General features: G+C 36.8%; 25 protein-coding genes. 8 read left to right on the plus strand and 17 right to left on the minus strand.

Annotation, left to right across the window (positions count from 1 at the left end):
- Positions 1–91: 91 nt before the first annotated feature.
- On the plus strand, positions 92–292 hold the full coding sequence (locus tag TR08_RS30665) for a YlaI family protein (protein WP_081954315.1): 201 nt from the start codon (positions 92–94) through the stop codon (positions 290–292).
- 33 nt (positions 293–325) lie between these two features.
- Here TR08_RS30665 and TR08_RS02110 read toward each other — a convergent pair whose 3' ends face one another.
- From TR08_RS02110 to typA, 3 genes are read right to left on the minus strand one after another with little or no spacing between them, the layout of a single operon-like run.
- Positions 326–619: a hypothetical protein gene (locus tag TR08_RS02110; RefSeq protein ID WP_045515428.1), complete on the minus strand. Its 294-nt coding sequence runs from the start codon at positions 617–619 to the stop codon at positions 326–328.
- Between the two features lie 14 nt (positions 620–633).
- On the minus strand, positions 634–948 hold the full coding sequence (locus tag TR08_RS02115) for a YlaH-like family protein (protein WP_045515429.1): 315 nt from the start codon (positions 946–948) through the stop codon (positions 634–636).
- Positions 949–973: 25 nt separating this feature from the next.
- The gene (typA, locus tag TR08_RS02120) at positions 974–2,812 is read right to left on the minus strand and encodes a translational GTPase TypA (RefSeq protein ID WP_045515430.1); all 1,839 of its coding nucleotides are present in this window, start codon (positions 2,810–2,812) and stop codon (positions 974–976) included.
- 178 nt (positions 2,813–2,990) lie between these two features.
- On the opposite strand from typA, the gene TR08_RS02125 reads away from it, so the two are divergent.
- Positions 2,991–3,176, plus strand: a complete 186-nt coding sequence (locus tag TR08_RS02125; RefSeq protein WP_045515431.1) for a YlaF family protein — start codon at positions 2,991–2,993, stop codon at positions 3,174–3,176.
- A 52-nt stretch (positions 3,177–3,228) separates the two neighbouring features.
- Here TR08_RS02125 and TR08_RS02130 read toward each other — a convergent pair whose 3' ends face one another.
- Together TR08_RS02130 and TR08_RS02135 are read right to left on the minus strand one after the other, a co-directional pair.
- Positions 3,229–4,026 (minus strand): inositol monophosphatase family protein, encoded by a 798-nt coding sequence (locus TR08_RS02130; protein ID WP_045515432.1) that lies wholly within the window; start codon positions 4,024–4,026, stop codon positions 3,229–3,231.
- A gap of 208 nt (positions 4,027–4,234) precedes the next feature.
- A complete protein-coding gene (locus TR08_RS02135; protein WP_045515433.1) occupies positions 4,235–4,429 on the minus strand; it encodes a hypothetical protein in 195 nt (64 codons plus the stop codon).
- A 179-nt stretch (positions 4,430–4,608) separates the two neighbouring features.
- Between TR08_RS02135 and TR08_RS02140 the strand changes: the two genes are divergently transcribed.
- Positions 4,609–5,241, plus strand: a complete 633-nt coding sequence (locus TR08_RS02140; protein ID WP_045515434.1) for a YktB family protein — start codon at positions 4,609–4,611, stop codon at positions 5,239–5,241.
- A gap of 35 nt (positions 5,242–5,276) precedes the next feature.
- Here the strand turns inward: TR08_RS02140 and TR08_RS02145 are convergent, their stop codons facing one another.
- Together TR08_RS02145 and TR08_RS02150 are read right to left on the minus strand one after the other, a co-directional pair.
- The gene (locus TR08_RS02145) at positions 5,277–5,549 is read right to left on the minus strand and encodes a UPF0223 family protein (protein WP_045515435.1); all 273 of its coding nucleotides are present in this window, start codon (positions 5,547–5,549) and stop codon (positions 5,277–5,279) included.
- Between the two features lie 45 nt (positions 5,550–5,594).
- Complete coding sequence (locus TR08_RS02150) at positions 5,595–6,554, minus strand: NAD(P)H-dependent flavin oxidoreductase (protein WP_045515436.1); 960 nt, start codon at positions 6,552–6,554, stop codon at positions 5,595–5,597.
- Between the two features lie 204 nt (positions 6,555–6,758).
- Between TR08_RS02150 and TR08_RS02155 the strand changes: the two genes are divergently transcribed.
- A complete protein-coding gene (locus tag TR08_RS02155) occupies positions 6,759–8,231 on the plus strand; it encodes an aminotransferase class I/II-fold pyridoxal phosphate-dependent enzyme (RefSeq protein ID WP_045515437.1) in 1,473 nt (490 codons plus the stop codon).
- Between the two features lie 48 nt (positions 8,232–8,279).
- On the opposite strand, the gene TR08_RS30670 is transcribed toward TR08_RS02155, so the two are convergent.
- Together TR08_RS30670 and TR08_RS02160 are read right to left on the minus strand one after the other, a co-directional pair.
- The gene (locus TR08_RS30670; RefSeq protein ID WP_081954316.1) at positions 8,280–8,402 is read right to left on the minus strand and encodes a GapA-binding peptide SR1P; all 123 of its coding nucleotides are present in this window, start codon (positions 8,400–8,402) and stop codon (positions 8,280–8,282) included.
- Positions 8,403–8,569: 167 nt separating this feature from the next.
- On the minus strand, positions 8,570–8,869 hold the full coding sequence (locus tag TR08_RS02160; RefSeq protein WP_045515438.1) for a DUF3055 domain-containing protein: 300 nt from the start codon (positions 8,867–8,869) through the stop codon (positions 8,570–8,572).
- A gap of 155 nt (positions 8,870–9,024) precedes the next feature.
- Here TR08_RS02160 and TR08_RS02165 point away from each other — a divergent pair, with 155 nt between their 5' ends.
- Positions 9,025–9,459 (plus strand): DUF1885 family protein, encoded by a 435-nt coding sequence (locus TR08_RS02165; protein WP_193747659.1) that lies wholly within the window; start codon positions 9,025–9,027, stop codon positions 9,457–9,459.
- Positions 9,460–9,876: 417 nt separating this feature from the next.
- Here the strand turns inward: TR08_RS02165 and lpdA are convergent, their stop codons facing one another.
- From lpdA to TR08_RS02190, 5 genes are all read right to left on the minus strand, one after another.
- Entirely contained in the window at positions 9,877–11,292 is a 1,416-nt protein-coding gene (gene lpdA / locus TR08_RS02170; protein WP_045515440.1) for a dihydrolipoyl dehydrogenase, read from the minus strand.
- 3 nt (positions 11,293–11,295) lie between these two features.
- Positions 11,296–12,618: a dihydrolipoamide acetyltransferase family protein gene (locus TR08_RS02175; protein WP_045515527.1), complete on the minus strand. Its 1,323-nt coding sequence runs from the start codon at positions 12,616–12,618 to the stop codon at positions 11,296–11,298.
- A gap of 121 nt (positions 12,619–12,739) precedes the next feature.
- Entirely contained in the window at positions 12,740–13,717 is a 978-nt protein-coding gene (locus TR08_RS02180) for an alpha-ketoacid dehydrogenase subunit beta (RefSeq protein WP_045515441.1), read from the minus strand.
- A 3-nt stretch (positions 13,718–13,720) separates the two neighbouring features.
- Complete coding sequence (gene pdhA, locus TR08_RS02185) at positions 13,721–14,836, minus strand: pyruvate dehydrogenase (acetyl-transferring) E1 component subunit alpha (RefSeq protein WP_045515442.1); 1,116 nt, start codon at positions 14,834–14,836, stop codon at positions 13,721–13,723.
- A 347-nt stretch (positions 14,837–15,183) separates the two neighbouring features.
- The gene (locus TR08_RS02190) at positions 15,184–15,846 is read right to left on the minus strand and encodes a YkyA family protein (protein ID WP_045515443.1); all 663 of its coding nucleotides are present in this window, start codon (positions 15,844–15,846) and stop codon (positions 15,184–15,186) included.
- 183 nt (positions 15,847–16,029) lie between these two features.
- On the opposite strand from TR08_RS02190, the gene def reads away from it, so the two are divergent.
- Complete coding sequence (gene def / locus TR08_RS02195; RefSeq protein ID WP_045515444.1) at positions 16,030–16,584, plus strand: peptide deformylase; 555 nt, start codon at positions 16,030–16,032, stop codon at positions 16,582–16,584.
- Between the two features lie 44 nt (positions 16,585–16,628).
- Here the strand turns inward: def and TR08_RS02200 are convergent, their stop codons facing one another.
- Positions 16,629–17,399 carry a Cof-type HAD-IIB family hydrolase gene (locus TR08_RS02200; RefSeq protein WP_045515445.1) on the minus strand — a complete coding sequence of 257 codons (771 nt, stop codon included), beginning with the start codon at positions 17,397–17,399 and terminating at the stop codon, positions 16,629–16,631.
- A 530-nt stretch (positions 17,400–17,929) separates the two neighbouring features.
- Here TR08_RS02200 and TR08_RS02205 point away from each other — a divergent pair.
- Positions 17,930–18,139, plus strand: a complete 210-nt coding sequence (locus TR08_RS02205) for a DNA-dependent RNA polymerase subunit epsilon (RefSeq protein ID WP_045515446.1) — start codon at positions 17,930–17,932, stop codon at positions 18,137–18,139.
- Positions 18,140–18,145: 6 nt separating this feature from the next.
- Positions 18,146–19,813, plus strand: a complete 1,668-nt coding sequence (gene rnjA / locus TR08_RS02210) for a ribonuclease J1 (RefSeq protein WP_045515447.1) — start codon at positions 18,146–18,148, stop codon at positions 19,811–19,813.
- A 259-nt stretch (positions 19,814–20,072) separates the two neighbouring features.
- On the opposite strand, the gene TR08_RS02215 is transcribed toward rnjA, so the two are convergent.
- Both TR08_RS02215 and TR08_RS02220 read right to left on the minus strand, forming a co-directional pair.
- Positions 20,073–20,732: a potassium channel family protein gene (locus TR08_RS02215; RefSeq protein WP_045515448.1), complete on the minus strand. Its 660-nt coding sequence runs from the start codon at positions 20,730–20,732 to the stop codon at positions 20,073–20,075.
- Positions 20,733–20,802: 70 nt separating this feature from the next.
- Positions 20,803–21,708, minus strand: a complete 906-nt coding sequence (locus TR08_RS02220) for a DUF4349 domain-containing protein (protein WP_045515449.1) — start codon at positions 21,706–21,708, stop codon at positions 20,803–20,805.
- Positions 21,709–21,745 lie beyond the last annotated feature (37 nt).

Below are 21,745 nucleotides of genomic sequence, written 5' to 3' on the forward strand. Positions count from 1 at the left end.
CCCAATTGATTTACCTATCGCCATCTTTGCATGATATACTATAGTATAAACAATATAAAAAGCAAGACTAGAATTGACCCCGAGGTGCTTTATGAGAGTAAAATGCGTAATCTGCGACAAAATTGAATCGATAGAAGATGAATCATTTATAGCAAAACGTCTTCGAAATCGTCCTATCCATACATATATGTGTCAAGACTGTAGTAGTAGAATCTCTGAAAAAACAAAAGCAAGAATTGATACAGGTAACTTTAGATTTTATCGTGCACAGTCAGAGAAGGATGATTGGTAAAAAAAATTCATGCCGAATTCGGCATGAATTTTTTTATTCTTCAATTGGAAAGTTACAATACTTATCTGGCTCTTGGTTAATTTGGTTGAGCATAACCTCGATGAGTTCACGTGGAAATCGAGTCTTCTTCGTTTCACCTTCATGAATAAAAGAAACATAATACATCACTTCATCAGTTGTCACTTCAATGTTTGTTAAATGATGTTCATCCTTAATAATCCCATCAAAAAGGTCTAACGTTTCTCTTGCTGCCGTATCTTCAGGACGAGCGTCGCATACAACCTTTATCGAAAGCCAATTATAAAGTGCATCCTGTACCGATCTCATGTTTATATCCCCCGTTACTTTGCCTCAACTTGCTGTTTTTTCGACTGGTGCAGGCGAATTTTGTAAATGATTAAAATTAATGCTGCAACAACAAGACCCTCTGTTATTGGTAAAAAGATTCCTAGTATAGTTAGAATCGTACATCCTGCAGCTAAAAAGATATAAATCATTATAGATTTTCCGATTGGCAGCTTCTGAGCAAAGCCAAGTTTATAAACCAAAATTGAGAGAGCTACAATTGTAAAATAAAGCAGCCACATTCCCAATTTTGGTTGTTCAGTTACGTTATAGAGGGCTGGAAAAAAAGAAAGCCGGTCCGCTACATTCACGCCTATTACCTCCCCCGAAGAGAAATTAACTTAATTCTGCGACCTTTTTCTTTTTGGCCATTCTTTCACGTTCATTTTTATCTAGAATCTTTTTACGTAAACGAATGGATTCTGGTGTAACTTCACAGTATTCATCATCGTTTAGGTATTCTAATGACTCTTCAAGAGTCATTATTCTTGGTTTCTTAATAACCGATGTTTGATCCTTGTTTGCAGAACGAATATTTGTTGCTTGTTTCACTTTTGTGATATTAACAGTAATATCATTTTCACGCGTGTGTTCGCCAACAATCATACCTTCGTATATTTCAGTACCAGGTTCAACGAAAATTGTTCCACGGTCCTCAACATTCATAATACCATAAGTAGAAGCTTTTCCTGATTCCATTGATACTAGCACACCTTGACGTCTTCCTCCCACTTGACCTTGAAGCATTGGCTGGTAGCTGTCAAATGTGTGATTTATTATTCCATAACCACGTGTCATTGTTAAGAATTCTGTCGTGTAGCCAATTAGTCCACGTGCTGGAACATTAAAGATTAAGCGGACTTGACCTGATCCGTTATTAATCATATCAATCATTTCGCCTTTACGGGCACCAATTGATTCCATTACAGAACCTGTATGCTCTTCTGGTACATCAATTTGTACTCTTTCAATCGGCTCACTACGAACACCATCAATTAATTTTACAATAACTTCAGGCTTAGAGACTTGAAGCTCATAGCCTTCACGACGCATATTTTCGATTAAAATCGATAAATGAAGCTCACCACGACCAGAAACAATCCAAGCATCCGGAGAATCTGTATTTTCAACACGTAAGCTTACATCTGTTTGCAGCTGAGCGAGTAGTCTTTCTTCAATCTTTCTAGAAGTTAAGTACTTACCTTCTCTACCTGCAAATGGGCTGTTATTAACAACAAAAGTCATCTGTAATGTTGGTTCATCAATTCTAAGAATTGGTAATGCTTCTTGGTGCTCAACCGGACAAACGGTTTCGCCCACGTTAATATCTTCCATACCAGAAACAGCAATTAAGTCTCCCGCTACTGCTTCTTGAATTTCCTGACGTTTTAGTCCAAAGAAACCAAAGATTTTCGTTACACGAAATTGTTTAACAGAACCATCTATTTTCATTAATGAAACCTGCTGTCCCACATGCATGGTGCCGCGGAAAACGCGCCCAATTCCAATTCTTCCAACATAGTCATTATAGTCAAGAAGAGCAACTTGGAATTGTAATGGCTCATCACGATTGTCAATTGGTGCTGGTATGTTCTCCACAATGGAATCATACAAACATTGCATGTTTTCATCTTGCTTTTCATGATCCAGGCTGGCAGTTCCGTTTATTGCAGATGCAAAAATGAACGGGAACTCAAGTTGATCTTCATTAGCACCTAGTTCAATAAATAAATCAATAACCTCATCGATTACTTCTAAAGGACGGGCAAAATCACGGTCAATTTTATTAACGACAACAATCGGGGTTAAATTCTGTTCTAATGCCTTTTTTAATACAAAGCGAGTTTGTGGCATGGTTCCTTCATAGGCATCAACAACTAGTAAAACTCCATCAACCATTTTCATGATACGCTCAACCTCGCCGCCAAAATCAGCATGTCCAGGTGTATCTAAAATATTGATTCGTTTATCCATATATTGAATCGCTGTGTTCTTAGCGAGAATCGTAATTCCACGTTCCCTTTCAATATCGTTGGAATCCATTGCACGTTCCTCAACGTGCTCATTTGTACGAAATGTTCCTGACTGCTTTAATAATTGGTCAACCAAAGTCGTTTTCCCGTGGTCAACGTGTGCGATAATTGCTATATTGCGAATATCTTCTCTTAATTTCAAGTGCTTCACTCCTACTTCTATTTAAAAAAATTTTAAGCTATTTATAGTTTCCCATTAACAACTAAAGTATTATACCACATTAATGGTGGAAAACTAAAAGCATTTTCTGTAGAATAAAACTATATTATTTATCATAAGGAATATTTTTTATTTAGGTGACAAAGGAGACTAGCTATAAATGAAGCAAATTAAATGGATTTTTGTATTTTACGCTATACTTGCAACCGTAAGTATTATGGCAATTGGTGTGGCAATTGGTGAAGAAAGTATTTTAGGAATCATTGGCAGCATCATGGCATTAGTACTAGTGATGGGCTTCGGTTTTAAAACAAAAGCCAAATTTAGAGCTAATGGAGAATTATAGGAAAAGCTGCAGCGCCACAGCTAGACAAAAAGAAGCCTATTTAGGCTTCTTTTTACCATTTTCCTTCTTTTAAATAATCATTTATGATTGTTGGGTGTAATCCTGGTTTTGCGACGAGCAGTGAATCTTTTGAAAGGAAATCAAGCTTTTTCCCTCTTATATTGGTTACAATACCACCTAATTCTTCAATAATAACAGCACCTGCAGCCACATCCCAAGGGGATAGTCTCATCGAAATATAGGCATCCACTCTTCCAGTTGCCACAAACACCATTTCAAGTGCAGCAGTACCATATGATCTTGTACCTCTTGCCTCTCTGACCAGTGGTATTAGCAGGTTATGGTCAATACGATGATTTTCCATTACCCAACTTGCATTTAATGCTATGATTGATTCTTTGACTGTCACTTTATTTAATGGTGGCAGCTGTGTTTCATTCATAAAGGCTCCTTTACCACTAATAGTATGATATAATTCACCGTGAGCAACATCATAAATAATCCCAATTTTACCAATACCATTTTCATAAACACCTAAGGATATGGCAAAATTTCTCTGTTGATGAATAAAGTTCATTGTCCCATCAATCGGGTCAATAATCCATACAACTCCATCAAGATTACTTACTTCATCCCCAAACCCTTCTTCACCCAATATCCTCTGGTTTGGGAAAGTTTTTCTGATTTTATCTATAAAAAATTGTTCTATTTCTTGATCTATATTTGTTACTAAATCATTGGGATTTGATTTGGTTTGGATATTTAAGGTTTTAGTAAAAGAATCTCTAATCTTATCCCCAGCTTCCATTACCCATTGCTTAGCGAGTAGATCAATGTACTCCCAGTCCATGTTATCCCTCCAATTTTTTCAATCCTTATATGTAACATATCCTAAGCTTAATCAAATTTAGGTAAGCCTTCAACTTTTAACCACCCTTATTTTAATCGGGCAAAACAATAAACGAACTCTCTACTTCCCTACACAGAGTTCGTTTTATAATATCGATATGAAATTCTTTATTTTCATTCTAAATGGTATCCCCTTTGAAAACAAATTATCAAAGAGCTTTAAGTTTTAGTAACTCTTGGCGGATTTTTTCTAATTTTTGTTTGCATTCCTTCATTTTTTTCTCATTTTTTTCTTCAATGGCCTCAAACAATGTTGCCAGCTCATAATCCATTTCTAATCTCAAATATGCCATTCTTTCCTTCTCGCCAACTTTTTTTAGTGAAGTATTCATCAATTGTTTCATTGTAGCTTTCTCCTTTCAACTGTTATTTAATTTTTCAGACTATTTTTAGTAATATAATATGAGCCACCATGTAAGGTTGCAACTAATATGTGCATTAACCTATATAAGCACTTCGTTTCTAGAATTTTCGCTAGTATGCTACAATAAATGACAAATGTCTGCATATGGAGGATTTTAAAATGGACTTTAGAGGCTTTAATAATGAAGATTTCGATGTTTTTCAAATAGATGGATTAGAGACAAGAATGGAAGCATTAAAAGAAAGGATTCGTCCTAAATTAGAAAGCCTTGGGCTCCATTTTGCACCCACTTTAACTACATTAACGGGTGATGAACAATTTGTTCATGTTGCCAAACATGCTAGAAGGACGATCAATCCTCCCAAAGATACATGGGTTGCATTTGCAAATAATCCCCGCGGTTACAAAATGCTTCCCCATTTTCAAATTGGATTGTGGCAAACCCATTTATTTATTTGGTTTGCTGTTATCTATGAAGCACCTCAAAAACAGGAATTTGCGGCGAGATTAACAAAAAAAATTAACAAAATTTATAAAGAGACTCCTAAAGACTTTGTTTGGTCATTAGACCATACAAAACCTGAATCAGTACCACATGGACAACTATCAAAAGAAGATTTACGCGGCATGTTTGAACGTCTGGAAAAGGTAAAAAAAGCAGAAATCTTATGCGGATATGAAATTAAACGAGATGAAGTTCTTAATTTAAACAATGAAGACTTTCTACAGCAAGTTGAAAATGTCTTCAATAAAGTTGCACCTTTGTATAAGATTGCTCTTAATATCAAATAAAAAAACTCCGGAACCTTGTTCGGAGTTTTCTCTGTTTATTTCATCGTTATTTTTTCACCTGGGGAGGCATTTTTGGCTTTTTTTATTGTCCTATAGGAAGAATAGCCACTAATGTCTTCGAATTCACCACAGAGCGTTTTTTCTTCAGCTTTACTAGGGACTATTTCCTTAAATCTCCGATAAATAGTCATTAGTTCGTCACGGTCTATTCCTTTTTCATTTGCTCTTTCGATCGCCTCGTAAAATTTAATTACGTCAACAATTTCATCTGTTGTCCAATGGTAATCAATCGGGTATTGATACTCCAAGTTGTTTTCACCTGCTTACTTTATTTACATATATGTATAATACCTTTATTTTGCCCATTTTTCACGAATTTGTTCTGCCTCCGTTATCATTCGATTAAATAATTCTGCTACCGATGGTATATCTTTAATAAGACCCATCACTTGTCCTGCCCAGGCAAAACCTTCATCTTCTACTCCATCATATATATATCGTTTGTTTGCCTGCCCGCTAACATAATTTTTCAAGTGTTCGTAATTGCCGTATTCTTTCTCAATTTCTAGAATTTTATTCGTCCAAGTATTTGAAATGGCACGTGCTGGTGCCCCAATAGTGCGTTTGATAACAACAGTATTAGCTTCTGAGCCCTCTACAAGTCTTTTCTTATAAAGGTCATTTGCATGTACACATTCCTTGGTAGCAATAAATCTTGTTCCCATTTCAATTCCTTCTGCTCCCAAGCTAAGAGCTGCCATTAGACCTCTGCCATCTCCAATACCACCTGATGCAATTACAGGGATAGAAACTGCATCAACCACTTGAGGGATTAATACAATCGTTCCAATATCATCCCTGCCGAGGTGTCCGCCTCCTTCCTGCCCTACTACCATTACTGCATCAGCACCCAATTCTTCAGCCTTTTCAGCCTGCCTTCTAGCCGCTACAAGAACTAATTTTTTTATCGATGTTCCTTTTAACTGTTCAAATATCGGTGCAGGATTTCCACCGGTCATGGATACAACTGCGACGTCTTCATCAATAGCTACTTGAAGCATCTCTTCAAAAGGTCTATTATGCTGTCCAATTGCGTAATTTACACCGAATGGCTTCTTCGTCAGCTGCTTTACTTTTCTGATTTCCTTCCGAAGCTGCTCCGGATTATCGAGAGACATAGCCGTAATTTGCCCTAGCCCGCCTGAATTAGAAACAGCTGCAGCCAATTCAGAATAGGCTAGATGGGCTAATCCTCCCTGAATAATGGGATATTGAATATTAAGAATTTCAGTAATTCGCGTCTGCCAATTCAAAGAAAACCCTCCTAATTATTGTTACCTTCTTATTTCGCTATTAAAGGTTAATTTCCCTGTTTTATTGAGCAAACTAACCTAACATGATAAAAAGTGATTTACCCAGGATACAAATTTCTATGCAAGCAATTGTATTAGTGCTATAATTCATTTGTTTTGTATTGAAATTAAAGCATTTTGTTTATAAAGAGGTGTGGAAATAAATTGTCACAAAATCAAACACCGTTATTTAGCGGTTTATTAGAACATGCAAAAAAAAATCCAGTCCAATTTCATATCCCAGGTCATAAAAAAGGCGTTGGAATCGATCCTGATTTTCGAAATTTTATCGGTGATAATGCCTTATCGATCGACTTAATCAATATCGGCCCACTCGATGACCTTCATCAGCCAAAAGGAATAATTAAACAAGCTCAAGATTTGGCAGCTGAAGCTTTCGGTGCAGATAGAACCTTTTTTTCTGTCCAAGGAACAAGCGGTGCAATTATTGCCATGATTATGGCTGTTTGCGGACCTGAGGATAAAATCATCGTCCCAAGAAATGTTCATAAATCAATTATGTCTGCCATAGTCTTCTCCGGGGCAATCCCTGTTTTTATTCATCCAGAAATTGATGAGGATCTAGGTATATCCCATGGAATCACGACTGATTCAGTTGAAAAAGCACTAAATCAGCATCCTGATGCGAAAGCAATCCTAGTGATTAACCCAACGTATTTTGGGATATCCGCAGATTTAAAAAGAATAGTTGAAATTGCGCACTCCCATAATGTTCCGGTCCTAGTAGATGAAGCACATGGAGTTCATATTCATTTTCACGATGAATTACCTCTATCTGCTATGCAAGCGGGTGCTGATATGGCTGCAACGAGCGTCCATAAACTTGGAGGATCAATGACACAAAGCTCTATATTAAACGTTAAAGAGGGCCTTGTTTCTGCCAAGCACGTTCAAACAATACTAAGTATGCTGACGACGACTTCAACTTCCTATTTATTACTTGCCTCCCTAGATGTTGCTAGAAAACAATTAGCCACTAAAGGAAAAGATTTAATTGATAAAACAATTGATCTTGCACAATCAATTAGAAAAAGAATTAATGAAATAGATCATCTACATTGTGTTGGGGAAGAAATTTTAGGTTCCAAAGCAACCTTTGATTATGATCCAACCAAATTAATTATCTCAGTAAAAGAATTAGGATTAACAGGGTATGAGGTCGAAAAGTGGTTAAGGGAAAAACATAATATTGAAGTAGAAATGTCTGACCTATATAACATACTTTGTATCATTACAATTGGCGATACAGATTTTGAAGGCGATATTTTGGTTAATGCATTAAAAGAGCTTGCCGAGGAACGAGAACATCGTAAAGAAAAGTTCGAACCTATTCAAGTTCTTCTTCCTGATATTCCTATTCTTGCATTAACTCCTAGAGACGCTTTTTATGCAGATACGGAAGTTATTCCATTTGAACAATCAGAAGGAAGAATCATTGCCGAATTTATTATGGTCTATCCACCGGGAATTCCAATTTTCATTCCCGGTGAAATCATTACAAAAGAAAACCTGCACTATGTTCGTGAAAACCTCGAAGCTGGTTTGCCTGTCCAAGGGCCAGAGGATGACGAGATTAAAACCATCCGTGTAATTAAAGAGTATAAGGCAATAAAATAAAAATACAGGATTCCGTTAAGGAATCCTGTTTCTATTTAAAGTAAAGTTTTATCGTTCTTCTTCGGAATGGTGATCATCGCAACAATTACATCTAGAATAGAGAACTGTTACTTTTTCATCTTCGAAATGATCAATTGTTGAGTTGCAAGCTTGGCAAACGATTGTGCCCATCTTTTCAATCCCCTTTTCATTATGAAATGTGCATTACATTGAAAACGTTTTATTGTTGTTAATTTAATAATAATATAACACATTGGATTTATCAAGCCTAAATTGTATGTCACATTTAATTATTTTCCACACAAAAAAGGCCTATTAATAGGCCATTTTTTGTCCAATTATTCATATTGGGTAACAAATGGGATTTGTGGGAGGGTTTCTTTGAAGAACTCAGCTAAATCTGCAGCTTGTTGTTTATCTGGAATCCGGAATACATTTTGAAGGTATTCAATATCTTCAATTTCTTTAGGATCGAGGAGAGTGGAACGGCCAGTTTGCATGCAGACAACAAGGGGTTTACCAAAAAACATGTTGGTGTAAATAATCCCAAAATCATAGCGGGTATGTTCTGTAGTAAATCCAATAAACCTTACTTTTACGTTTTCGTGCTCATCATAGATCTTGTCAAATAATTCCATATTAACCCTCCTTTTTAAAACAATATTTAGAATATTATTATAATTTATTTTTATTAAAATAACAAATGACATTTATGTGTCTAATTGTTGTCATCATGGTTTTTACAATGCTAGAATATAAGGGATATCAAATGGAACTAATAGGGGGGATGATGATGGCTGAAAACGCTTTTATTAAACTTGTGCCTTCATCTGCACAACAAACAATTACTGTAGATGAAGTAAAGGAACTCTTATATTATTATAAAAATATTACTGGTAAAACAGGAAATCAAGTCGATTGGGAATATGGTGAGTCTGCCTTTCCTTACGAAATTAAAGACAAAACGGAAGGAAAAGGAAAATGGTTTTTTTTGCAATCAACTAATGACCGTTATTACGCAATCTTATTCGGTGTCGATCAAGAGTTGGTTCGTGATGAAGACGGTACTGAAAGAATTCAAACATACATACAAGTTACTCTTCCAGAACAGTCCACTTTCGGCGATAAAGGCAAGGCAAATGAATTTTGCAAATTCCTAGCAAAAAAATTAAAAGGAGAATTGCACCTTTTTAACGAACGTGTCATGTATTATTATCCAAGAAAATAAGTTCATTTCACTCCCATTTAGGGAGTTTTTTAATGGGTTATTAGTGCAAGTGTATAATGAATCGAAGTATATATCATGAGGCTTAGAGATGTTATAAAAAGAGTTTTGGCATTCGATTGGGTTACTCTGTTACAAAGTACGAAGGCTAAATAAAAAAATACAAAAAACATAATGACCTTGTATAATAATTGATCGTGCTTTGACAGCCATTCTATTAGAGTAAACCCACTCCAAATAATTAATTGCAATATCATAACCATGTAAATCCGCAAATTATATCACCACTCAAGATCTTTTCTTTTAATTTAAAGATAGTAGTGTTTTAAATATATGATAAAAAGGCTAGATATATTTAAAATTCGATAAAAAAATAAGAAAGTCCTTTCCATTCTAAAACGGAAAGGACTTTCTTATTAACTATTTTAATACATGAATTGGAGTACCAAGTGCTACCTCAGCAGCTTCCATTGTAATTTCACCTAATGTTGGATGAGCATGAATCGTCATCGCTAAATCTTCGACTGTCATTCCTGCTTCAAGCGCCAACCCTAACTCAGCAATCATATCTGAAGCACTTGCACCTGCAATTTGCGCACCGATCAAGACACCATCTTCTTTACGTGAAACTAATTTAACAAAACCTTCTCCACTGTCTAGTGATAGAGCACGCCCATTTGCTGCAAAAGGGAATTTTGCTGCATTAACTTCAATTCCTTCTTCTTTTGCTTGCGCTTCAGTATAACCTACGCTAGCTAATTCTGGGTCTGAGAATACAACTGCAGGGATCCCTAAGTAGTCAATTACAGCATTATGACCTGCAATCGCCTCTGCAGCAATTTTCCCTTCATAAGAAGCTTTGTGAGCTAATTGAGGACCTGCAACAACATCACCAATTGCATAAATATTAGAGACACTGGTTCTGCATTGATTGTCAATATCGATTATTCCACGATCTGTAACTTTCACACCGATTTGTTCAAGTCCCATTTCATCGGTATTTGGACGACGTCCAACCATTACAAAAACATAGTCTGCTTCAAGTTTCTTTTCTTCACCTTTTGACTCGAACGTAACAACTACACCATTTTCGGTTTCTTCTACACCTTTAGCCATAGCCTTTGTATAGAATTCAGCACCTTTTTTCTTCATGGTTTTCTTAACAAGTGCAGCCATTTGCTTCTCAAATACACCAAGACCCAATATCTCATCTGCACCTTCAAGGATCGTTACTTGTGTACCAAAATTCGCGTAGGCACCACCAAGCTCTATTCCGATTACACCGCCGCCGATGACAACGATTTTTTCAGGAACTTCTTGTAGATTAAGCGCACCTGTTGAATTAAGTACTCGTTTTGAGTATTTAAAAGTTGGCAGCTCTATTGGACGAGAACCTGATGCAATAATCGCATTTTTGAAGTTATACGTTTGTGCAGAATTTTCGCCAATTACTCGTAATGAATTACCGTCCACAAAGTATGCTTCTCCACGAACAATTTCTACCTTATTCCCTTTTAGTAAACCTTCTACGCCACCAGTTAACTTTTTCACGATTCCAGCTTTCCATTCTTGAACCTTTGAAAAATCAACCTTTACATTCTCAGCTGTAATTCCGAATGAATCAGAGTGTGTTGCTACTTCGTAACGGTGTCCAGCAGCAATTACCGCTTTTGAGGGAATACAACCTACATTTAAACATACTCCGCCGATATATTCCTTTTCTACAATCGTAACCTTTTGACCTAACTGGGCTGCACGAATAGCAGCCACGTATCCGCCAGGACCAGCACCTATGACTATAGTATCTGTATCAATTGCAAAATCTCCTACTACCATTTGTTACGCCTCCATTAACAATAGTTCTGGATCGTTCAATAATCTCTTAATGTGATTTAATGCATTTTGAGCAGTCGCTCCATCAATCATTCTGTGGTCAAAGCTTAGTGACAATGCTAATACTGGAGCCGCCACAATTTCACCATTACGTACAATTGGTTTTTCTGCAATACGACCTACCCCAAGGATAGCTACTTCAGGGTGGTTAATGACTGGTGTAAACCATTGACCGCCAGCAGAACCAATATTAGAAATCGTACAAGAAGCACCTTTCATTTCGTTTGGAGCAAGTTTCCCATCACGTGCTTTTCCAGCTAATTCATTGATTTCATTTGAAATTGAGAATACAGATTTGCGATCAGCATCTTTAACAACTGGTACCAATAAGCCTTTTTCAGTATCAGCGGCAATTCCAATATTATAGTAATGCTTATGAATAATTTCACTTGTTGCGTCATCAAGTGATGTATTTAACGCAGGGAATTCACGTAAAGCACTAGTTAATGCTTTTACGATGTATGGTAAGAATGTTAACTTAATACCCTTAGCCGCCGCAACTTCTTTGAATTTTTTACGATGTGCAACAAGTTTTGTAACATCGATTTCATCCATAAGAGTTACGTGTGGTGCAGTATGTTTTGAATTTACCATTGCTTTTGCAATTGCTTTTCGAATACCGCTCATTTTCTCACGAGTTTCAGGATATTCACCTTGTGGAATTGGTGCAGCTTTTGGTGCTGGTGCTGCCTCAGCCTGAACAGCTGCTGGTGTTGCAGTTTCTGCCGCTGGTGTTGCAGCTGCAGGTGCTCCGCCGCTTAAGAATGCGTCAATATCAGCTTTCACAATGCGTCCGTTTTTACCAGAACCAGGAACTTGGGTAATTTCCACACCTTTATCACGAGCGTATTTACGAACAGAAGGCATTGCAATAATTTTACGATTAGGGTCTACTTCTGCCTGTGGAGTAGTAGTTCCAATACCACTTGCAGCTGGGGCAGGCGGTGGTGTTGCTGGAGCCTCTTGAGCAGCAGCTGGGGCAGCAGGTGCTTCTTGCTTAGGTGCTTCTTCAGTATGCTCGTCACCTTTAAATTGCAAGTTTTCATATCCAGGTGCATCAAATGTTACTAGTACCTGACCAACTGTTGCTACAGTTCCTTCAGCAACTAACACTTCAAGGACAGTACCTTCAACTGGGGAAGGAATTTCAACTACTGCTTTATCATTTTGTATTTCACAAAGTACATCATCTTCCTGGACTTTATCGCCTGGCTTTATGAACCATTTAACAATCTCGCCTTCATGAATACCTTCACCAATGTCAGGCATTTTAAATTGGAATGTGGTTGCGGTTGCGCTCACTGGGATTCACCCTCCTATTTTTGTAAATATTTCTACCGATCAATTAAAAGATATAAGCGGGAAACAGAATCCTATTTCCCAGCTTACATTAGAATGTTAATACTTTTTTCGCTGTTTCAATAACGTCTTTATAGTTTGGAAGCCAAGCTGCTTCTGCTTGTGGGAATGGATAAATAGTATCTGGTGCTGCTACACGCAGTACAGGTGCATCTAAGCTTAAAATCGCACGGTCGTTAATTTCAGCTACTACATTTGCAGCAATCCCAGCTTGTTTTTGTGCTTCTTGAACAACAATTGCACGGCCAGTTTTTTCAACAGAAGCAATAATGGTTTCAATATCAATTGGACTAACCGTACGTAAGTCGATTACTTCAGCGGAGAATCCTTCCTTCGCCAACTCTTCGGCAGCCTTTAATGACTCATGAACCATCGCACCATAAGTAACAATTGAAATATCAGTACCTTCACGTTTTACATCTGCTTTTCCAAGTGGAATTGTATATTCACCTTCAGGAACTTCTTGACGGAATGAACGGTATAATTTCATATGCTCAAGGAAAATAACTGGATCATTATCACGAATTGATGAGATAAGAAGACCTTTCGCATCATATGGTGTAGACGGAATAACTACTTTTACTCCTGGTTGCTGGGCCATTAGGCCTTCTAAACTGTCTGCGTGCATATCTGGTGTATGTACGCCTCCACCAAATGGTGAACGGAATGTGATAGGAGCACTGAATTTTCCACCTGTACGGAAACGCAGGCGTGCTGCCTGTCCAGAAATGGAATCCATTACTTCATACACGAACCCAAAAAATTGGATTTCTGGAACTGGGCGGAAGCCTTGTAAGGCTAAACCTACCGCTAAACCGCCGATTCCTGATTCAGCTAATGGTGTATCAAATACACGATCCTCGCCAAATTCATTTTGCAATCCTTCAGTTGCACGGAAAACACCACCGTTTACACCAACATCTTCACCAAAAACCAATACGTTCGGATCATTTTTTAATTCCACACGCATTGCATCTGTAATTGCTTGAATCATTGTCATTTGAGCCATGACTTACTTCGACTCCTTTGCTGAATAAATTTCATATTGCTCTTTTAAGCTGTCAGGCATGTCTGTATAGGTAATATTCATTAGGTCCGTTACCTTTTGCTTAGGAGCAGCATCTGCTTGTTTAAGTGCGTCTTTAATTTCTTCTTTCGCTTGTTCGATTACTTCGTTTTCTTTTTCCTCATTCCATAGGCCTTTCTTTTCAAGGAATTTACGGAAACGAACTAGCGGGTCTTTCTTTTCCCATTCATTATCTAATTCAGCGGTACGATAACGTGTTGGATCATCACCGGCCATAGTATGTGGACCATATCGGTATGTTAAAGTTTCAATAAATGTAGGTCCTTCTCCGTTTATCGCACGCTCACGTGCATCACGAACTGCAGCATACACTGCTAATGGATCCATACCGTCTACTTGGATACCAGCAATACCTGCAGCAACTGCTTTTTGAGCAAGTGTTTTAGCTGCTGTTTGCTTCTCAACAGGAGTTGAGATCGCAAAGCGGTTATTTTGAGCAATAAAGATTGCTGGAGCATTGTATGCACCTGCAAAGTTCATCCCTTCATAGAAATCACCTTGAGATGTTCCGCCATCACCTGTATATGTAAGGGCGACAGCTTTAATTCCACGTTTTTTAAACCCTAACGCAACACCTGCTGTTTGAACGTACTGCGCTCCAATAATAATTTGAGGAATCGCGACATTAACTCCATCAGGAATCTGTCCGCCTGCTAAATGACCTCGAGACCATAAAAATGCTTGGTATAAAGGCAGACCATGCCATACGATTGGTGGAACATCACGATAGCCAGGCAAAATAAAGTCTTCTTTTTCAAGAGCAAATTGTGAAGCTAATTGAGAAGCTTCCTGCCCTGCAGTTGGCGCATAGAATCCAAGACGTCCTTGGCGATTCAAAGAAATAGAACGCTGGTCAAGGATACGAGTATAAACCATTCGGCGCATTAATTCCTGAAGCTGTTCATCGCTTAAGTCAGGCATTGCAGCTTCATTAACAACTTCGCCTTCTTCATTTAAAATTTGAAGCGTTGTAAATTGATCTTCTACAGCTTTGAGTACCTTTTTAGCATCAAGCTGAGCATTCTGAGTTTTAGATGCCATTCGTCACATCTTCCTTTCTCTCATTACAATAATGTAAAAAATAAATTCACTCATATTAGATTACCCAAAAATCATTAACAACATAAAAGATTAAAATAACTTTAATCCATTGTTGTCTGTACTATTATTTTCAAAAAAATAAATGGTACAATAATTAAGTCCATATTGAGTGTACATCATCTAATTTCACTCGTCAAATACTATGTTTCATAATTTTTCAACACAGGCGTAATAATAACTCAATAATAATTTTAACTTCTGTATCACCTACTGTTTAACCCTGTTATATTGAAATGTTTTTACATTTTTATCATAAAAAAATCGGCCGCTTCAGCCGATTTTTTCGTTCACTTTTCCAGATTAAGCCCTGCTTCTTTATAAAATTCAAGCTTTTTCTCATTGTATTGTGCAGTTAATTCATTGAATTCTTCATTAGCGTCATACACCTTTTGGTAGGTAGTATTTAATCTCGTTACATGAGCTTCTAGCTTGTCATACGAGATACTCTCATTTTTTAACATTAGATATAAATCTTTATCACTATCTAATGCACTTGAATATTCCTTTGCAAGCTGTTTATGTACTTTATATCTATTTCTCATTATTTCAAATAAATCATCAGCTTTTCTTTTTTGCGCAGAATCCTTTATTTCATTCTTTATTTCTTCTGCCTTCTTAAATTCTGTTTTTGAATCGTTGATACTGTCAATTTCTTTTTGTAAATGGTCTCTTCTCTTATCAATTATTGAAAGTGCATCGTCAGAAAGCTTGACAATTTCTTCATGCTGCTTCATACCAAGAGCCATTATTTGATTATATATTTCCTTTTCTTCTTTTTCTAATGCAACCAGCGGCTCTTGCTGCTCCTCAAATTCTTTTTCTGCTTTCACTACTTTTTCTAAGACTTGATACAATCTTTCAGCTGACTTCTCTTTGCTAACGCAGCCAGTTAATAGGAAACCCACTGCTAAAACTGATACCAATATGTTAGTAATTCTAAAAATAGACAAGTCCCCCCCCCTTACTGATTACAATTCTTACTATATCTGTCCTTCTTATTTTTGACAATATCTCCTAGAAATTATCTAATTACACCAGGGATAAGGCTATTCTTACAATTAACTTTTCTGGAATAGTCTGATAGACTAATGAATATTAATATCTTTAGATTATAAACAGGAGTGAATGGAATCATGTTAATGATGGATGATATCATAAGGGACGGCCATCCTACACTTAGAAAAGTAGCTGCTGAAGTATCCATGCCGCCATCGGAGGAAGAAAAAGAAATACTTAAAAGTCTTTTAGAATATGTTAAAACGAGTCAAAACCCTGAGCTTTCTTTACAATATGGATTACGACCAGGAATCGGTTTGGCTGCACCACAGATCAATGTCTCAAAGCGGATGATAGCTGTACATCTATATGATGATAAAGGTAACTTATACAGCTACGGATTGTATAATCCCAAAATTGTCAGCCATTCTGTTGAAAAAGCTTACTTGGTTTCAGGTGAAGGTTGTCTGTCAGTGGATGAAGACATTCCCGGATATGTGGAAAGGTTTGCTCGAATTACCGTAAAGGGAATTACACTTGAAGGTGAAGAGGTTAAACTCCGTTTAAAAGGTCTTCCTGCAATTTGCTTTCAACATGAAATTGACCATTTAAATGGAATTATGTTTTATGATCAAATCAATAAACAAGATCCTTTTAAACCGATTGAGGGTGCAATCGCTATAGAGAGATAAGAAAAAAGCGCAAGTGGCTACTATCCTCTTGCGCTTTTTTCTATTTATATGAGTTTTAATTCTTTCAATCCATTCCAGATTCCATTTTCAGTAACATCAGTAGTAACTAAATTTGCAAGTGCCTTTGCCTCAGGAACACCATTCCCCATTGCAACACCAGTTCCAACCGCTTTAAGCATTTCCAAATCATTCAAACCATCACCAAATGCATAAACATCCTTCAAATCAAACCCTAACCTGTCAATCATTTTCTTTATACCTTCAGCTTTAGATCCACCTTTAGGTAGGACATCGACTGAATAGGGATGCCATCTAATAAAATCAAATTCAGGGAAATTCTCAAAATAGAACTTCTCTTCATCCTCCTTACAGAAAAGTAAAGATTGATAAATCTCATTATGGACATAGAAAGATTTGTTCTCTTCAGGATGTGGAAATAACAAGCTTCCCATACTTGTTTCAATAAAGGGATGGTAATGTGTAGTGGCCTTCATTGTTAATTCGTTCATAAAAATCAATGGATGTTCGTGGGCATTTGTATCCTGTAGAAATCTTTCTAACTCAGTTTGTTTTAGTGGATTCTTATAAATCGCTTCATTTTCAAACACAACATATTGGCCATTGAAACTAACGTAGGAATCAATATCTAGTTCTTTTATTAAACTTGTAAACATAAAAGGCGCTCTTCCGGTTGCAATTGCTACGAACACACCATTCTCCTTTAAGGTTTGGATCGCTTTTTTAGTACTGCTTGGGAGTTTTTTCTCATGGTCGAGCAAGGTTCCGTCTATATCAAAAAAAACAATTTTCTTCATGTAATTTTGACTCCTCTTTACTGTTAATAATAGAATAAAGCTTACATTAATTTCTCTAATAAACACTAATCATAACAAGAATAATTGTCAATTTATTAAACTTTCATAATTATTCCATGTTTATCCATGAAAGAAATCTTGTTTATACCATATAATATTAGTATCAAAATGATTGAATAAAAAAAAATCTACAATAATATATCATGGCTTGCTTTACATTGGACAAGGATCGTTTAAAATAGGAAGTAAGGAGATGATCCACTATGTTAAAGAAGCTAAGAAAGAAGCTCTTAAAACAGTGGAAAGATTTACTACGAAAAAAATCAATTGCCTAACAACAACTTTTTTCGAGCCCTTCAAACTTGCGAAGGGCTCCTTCCTTATTGTAAATTGATTATCAGTGTATTATTTACATATTTTTTCTATAGATCCAAGTGCTTTCTTTTTAGGCGAAAAGTGAATTTAAATGAAAAAAATGTAATTATTTTATATAATAGAAAAAGTCATGATCGATTAAGGAGCGATTTATTATGGTATTTAAAGTTTATTTTCAAGAAAACATTAAAGAAGTCCCAGTTAGAGAGAACACAATGGTTCTCTATGTAGAAGGCGAATCTGTAAGGGATGTTCGAAAAAAAGTTGCGGATCGAGGATATAACGTTGAATTTGTACAAGTGGTAACAGGAGCGTATTTAGAATATGAACAACAAAATGAAGATTATAAAGTATTGGAGATTTGATAATTTATGAAATTTGTAAAAAATGATCAAACTGCTGTTTTCGCTTTAGGCGGTTTGGGCGAGATAGGAAAAAACACATATGCAGTACAATTCCAGGATGAAATAATTTTAATTGATGCTGGGATTAAATTCCCTGAGGACGAGCTATTAGGAATTGATTATGTCATCCCGGATTACACTTATTTAGTAAAAAATGAAGACAAAATTAAAGGGTTGTTTATTACACACGGACACGAGGACCATATTGGCGGTATCCCATATTTGCTTCGAGAAGTAAATATTCCAATCTATGGTGGAAAACTCGCCCTCGGACTAATAAAAAATAAACTTGAAGAGCATGGACTATTAAGGAATGCAAAACTAATTCCCATTCAAGAAGATGATGTGATTAAATTCCGTAAGACCTCTGTTAGTTTTTTCCGAACTACACACAGTATTCCAGATTCATACGGTATAGTAGTAAAGACCCCACCAGGGCAAATCGTTCATACAGGCGACTTCAAATTTGACTTCACACCTGTAGGTGAACCCGCTAATTTAACCAAAATGGCAGAAATCGGAAAAGAAGGAGTACTATGTTTATTATCAGATAGTACAAATAGTGAAATTCCAGAATTTACAATGTCTGAGCGTCTTGTCGGTGAAAGTATTGATGATATCTTCCGAAAGGTCTCCGGTCGTATTATATTCGCAACCTTTGCATCTAATATTTATAGACTGCAACAAGTGGTTGAAGCTGCAGTTGCCAATGGAAGAAAAGTGGCTGTTTTTGGTCGCAGCATGGAATCGGCCATTACGATTGGTCAAGAACTCGGCTATATTAATGCCCCGAAAGAAACTTTTATCGAAGCAAATCAAATCAATCGACTACCTGCAGATAAAGTAACGATTTTATGTACTGGAAGTCAGGGTGAAGCCATGGCTGCTTTATCTAGGATTGCTAATGGTACGCATAGGCAGATTCAAATTATTCCAGGGGATACCGTAGTATTCTCGTCTTCACCAATACCTGGAAACACAATTAGTGTTAACAGGACGATCAATATGTTGTTCCGTGCAGGTGCTGAAGTCATCCATGGAAAACTTAGTAACATTCACACTTCTGGACATGGCGGCCAAGAAGAACAAAAACTAATGCTTCGTTTAATTAAACCAAAATTCTTTATGCCTATCCACGGAGAATATAGAATGCAAAGAATGCATTCCAAACTTGCAGTTGACTGTGGTGTTGATGAAGAAAATTGTTTTATTATGGACAACGGTGAAGTATTAGCTCTTTCCGAAAACAGTGCGCAAGTAGCAGGGAAAATACCTTCTGGTTCTGTTTATATTGATGGAAGCGGTATTGGCGACATCGGAAATATTGTTTTACGTGACAGAAGGATCCTTTCTGAAGAAGGATTGGTTGTTGTCGTGGTTAGCATTAACATGAAAGATTTCAAAATAGCTTCAGGTCCTGACCTTATTTCCAGAGGATTTGTCTATATGAGAGAATCAGGTGATTTAATTAACGATGCTCAAAACCTGATTACTAAGCACTTAAATAAAGTTATGGAACGAAAAACAAGTCAATGGTCAGAAATTAAAAATGAAATTACGGATACATTAGCACCATTCCTTTACGAAAAAACAAAACGCAGACCGATGATTTTACCAATCATTATGGAAGTATAAGAAAAGGAAGCGACTCTTTGAGCGCTTCCTTTTTCTATTGTCTAGCTTCAGCGCCTAGGGGCTCGGGGTCATAAGACAATCCGTCAAGAAGGTAAAGAGCAACCTTCTCGCCGGCTCGTCGTATGCCTGTCGCCCTTGGGCAAGGCGCTTCCGCTTTTCTTATTGTCTAGCTTCACAAGAATAAGCTTCGGAAGCATTAAATCGCACGAAAGAAAAGCGTTAGCTTTTCTGAGGAGCGCCTAGGGGCTTCCGCTTTTCCTTATTGCATAACCTTCCGCTCAAAACGATCGATGTCTTCATCTGTACCAATAACAATCAATACATCGTTCGGTCGGATATCTTCATTTGCCTTTGGAGAAACGATGATATCCATACCTCTTTTAATGGCTACAATATTTAATCCATATTTCTTTCGAATGTCTAAATCAATGATTGTATTACCGCTTATCTTACTATTAGCTCCGATTTCAACAATACTATGTTCATCAGACAACTCTAGATAATCTAACACACTGCTTGAAGCCATATTGTGAGCAATTCTTCTTCCCATATCCCTCTCAGGATGTACCACCTTGTCAGCGCCAATTTTCACAAGCACTTTCTCATGATAATCATTTTGCGCTTTAACGGTAATATGTTTAACTCCTAGCTCCTTTAAAATCAAGGTGGTTAATATACTAGATTGAATATCATCACCAATTGCCACAATCACGTGATCGAAGTTACGTATGCCAAGACTCTTTAGCACTGCCTCATCCGTTGTATCTCCCACAGCAGCATGAGAGGCAATCATGGCATATGCATTGACTCTTTCTTCGTTCTTATCTATTGCCAGTACCTCAAAACCTTCATCAGAAAGAGTACGACAAATACTCCCGCCAAAACGACCCAGTCCTATTACTGCAAAATTTTTCCTCACTAAAACTCCCCCAGCAAAATCAATTAACCATTTTCATTTTAGCATATCCAAATTAGATGAATATACTTATTTATTGGTTGCCATTCCTTTTAAGCACCTTCTTGATAAAGAGGTAAATAAAAACGGCAGCCAAGGCTAGGATTACTAAAATAGGCAAATTACCGACCAGAAATACAACTAACCCTGAAATTGCTGCTAATAGCATGTTTATGCTATTCATGAATTGTTTTTTAGTTTTATCCCAAGTATTAAAATCTTTATCTTCAAGATTTGGTACAATGACTTTATTTTCAAAAAGTGATATATGAATCGTCGATAGTGAGGTCTGATTTTCTAAATATTTCATTCTTCCTTGAATTCTTTCAATTTCCTCTTGTACTGCAGCGAGATCAGCTGAAATTTTTAAAAGATCTTCTGTTTTCAGAGCAGATTGCATAAATGAAGTTAATCGTTCTTCCACTACTCTTTTTGACTTTAGTCTTGAGTCAAGGTCGACATACTCTTCCGTAACATCTGTTCCAGTAATATTTCTTTGCAGAACCTCAGCTGCCTGACCCTCTGCGTCATGCATAAAGGCTTGGAAATTCTTTTGGGGAATTCGAACAGTGATTCGTCCACTTACTTGTTCAATTCCATCCTTAGATACATTGGACTCAGAGATATAGCCTCCATATTTGACTATTTGTTCTTCTAGCTTTTGTAAGGTTTTTTCAAATCTCTTAACACGTAGCTGTAAATCTGCTTGATAAATAACCATTTGGTTAGGGACTTCTAATTCCGTTGGAGCAGCTTCCTCCTGTTTAGTATTATTATCCAAAAAATTTTGCGACTTTTCTACTATACCAACCTGACCTGAATCCAATCCAGCACTACTGTCACTGCTCATTTTCGCTTCTTCACTTTTACTGTTTGAACTGCAAGCAGCTAGAAAAAGAATCAGTGATATCAAAGTAATTAATCTGACCACTTTTTTCATAACGCTAACCCCCTAATTTCTATTTATTAATACCGAC

Source organism: Neobacillus niacini (assembly GCF_000759675.1).
GTDB classification, from domain to species: domain Bacteria; phylum Bacillota; class Bacilli; order Bacillales; family Cytobacillaceae; genus Neobacillus; species Neobacillus niacini_A.

Coding starts and splice junctions, on each gene's coding strand:
- TR08_RS30665 (WP_081954315.1), top strand. CDS start 92: ATGAGAGTAAAATGCGTAATCTGCGACAAAATTGAATCGATAGAAGAT.
- TR08_RS02110 (WP_045515428.1), bottom strand. CDS start 619: ATGAGATCGGTACAGGATGCACTTTATAATTGGCTTTCGATAAAGGTT.
- TR08_RS02125 (WP_045515431.1), top strand. CDS start 2,991: ATGAAGCAAATTAAATGGATTTTTGTATTTTACGCTATACTTGCAACC.
- TR08_RS02130 (WP_045515432.1), bottom strand. CDS start 4,026: ATGGACTGGGAGTACATTGATCTACTCGCTAAGCAATGGGTAATGGAA.
- TR08_RS02135 (WP_045515433.1), bottom strand. CDS start 4,429: ATGAAACAATTGATGAATACTTCACTAAAAAAAGTTGGCGAGAAGGAA.
- TR08_RS02140 (WP_045515434.1), top strand. CDS start 4,609: ATGGACTTTAGAGGCTTTAATAATGAAGATTTCGATGTTTTTCAAATA.
- TR08_RS30670 (WP_081954316.1), bottom strand. CDS start 8,402: ATGGGCACAATCGTTTGCCAAGCTTGCAACTCAACAATTGATCATTTC.
- TR08_RS02160 (WP_045515438.1), bottom strand. CDS start 8,869: ATGGAATTATTTGACAAGATCTATGATGAGCACGAAAACGTAAAAGTA.
- TR08_RS02165 (WP_193747659.1), top strand. CDS start 9,025: ATGGCTGAAAACGCTTTTATTAAACTTGTGCCTTCATCTGCACAACAA.
- lpdA (WP_045515440.1), bottom strand. CDS start 11,292: ATGGTAGTAGGAGATTTTGCAATTGATACAGATACTATAGTCATAGGT.
- TR08_RS02175 (WP_045515527.1), bottom strand. CDS start 12,618: ATGCCTGACATTGGTGAAGGTATTCATGAAGGCGAGATTGTTAAATGG.
- TR08_RS02180 (WP_045515441.1), bottom strand. CDS start 13,717: ATGGCTCAAATGACAATGATTCAAGCAATTACAGATGCAATGCGTGTG.
- pdhA (WP_045515442.1), bottom strand. CDS start 14,836: ATGGCATCTAAAACTCAGAATGCTCAGCTTGATGCTAAAAAGGTACTC.
- def (WP_045515444.1), top strand. CDS start 16,030: ATGTTAATGATGGATGATATCATAAGGGACGGCCATCCTACACTTAGA.
- TR08_RS02200 (WP_045515445.1), bottom strand. CDS start 17,399: ATGAAGAAAATTGTTTTTTTTGATATAGACGGAACCTTGCTCGACCAT.
- TR08_RS02205 (WP_045515446.1), top strand. CDS start 17,930: ATGGTATTTAAAGTTTATTTTCAAGAAAACATTAAAGAAGTCCCAGTT.
- rnjA (WP_045515447.1), top strand. CDS start 18,146: ATGAAATTTGTAAAAAATGATCAAACTGCTGTTTTCGCTTTAGGCGGT.
- TR08_RS02220 (WP_045515449.1), bottom strand. CDS start 21,708: ATGAAAAAAGTGGTCAGATTAATTACTTTGATATCACTGATTCTTTTT.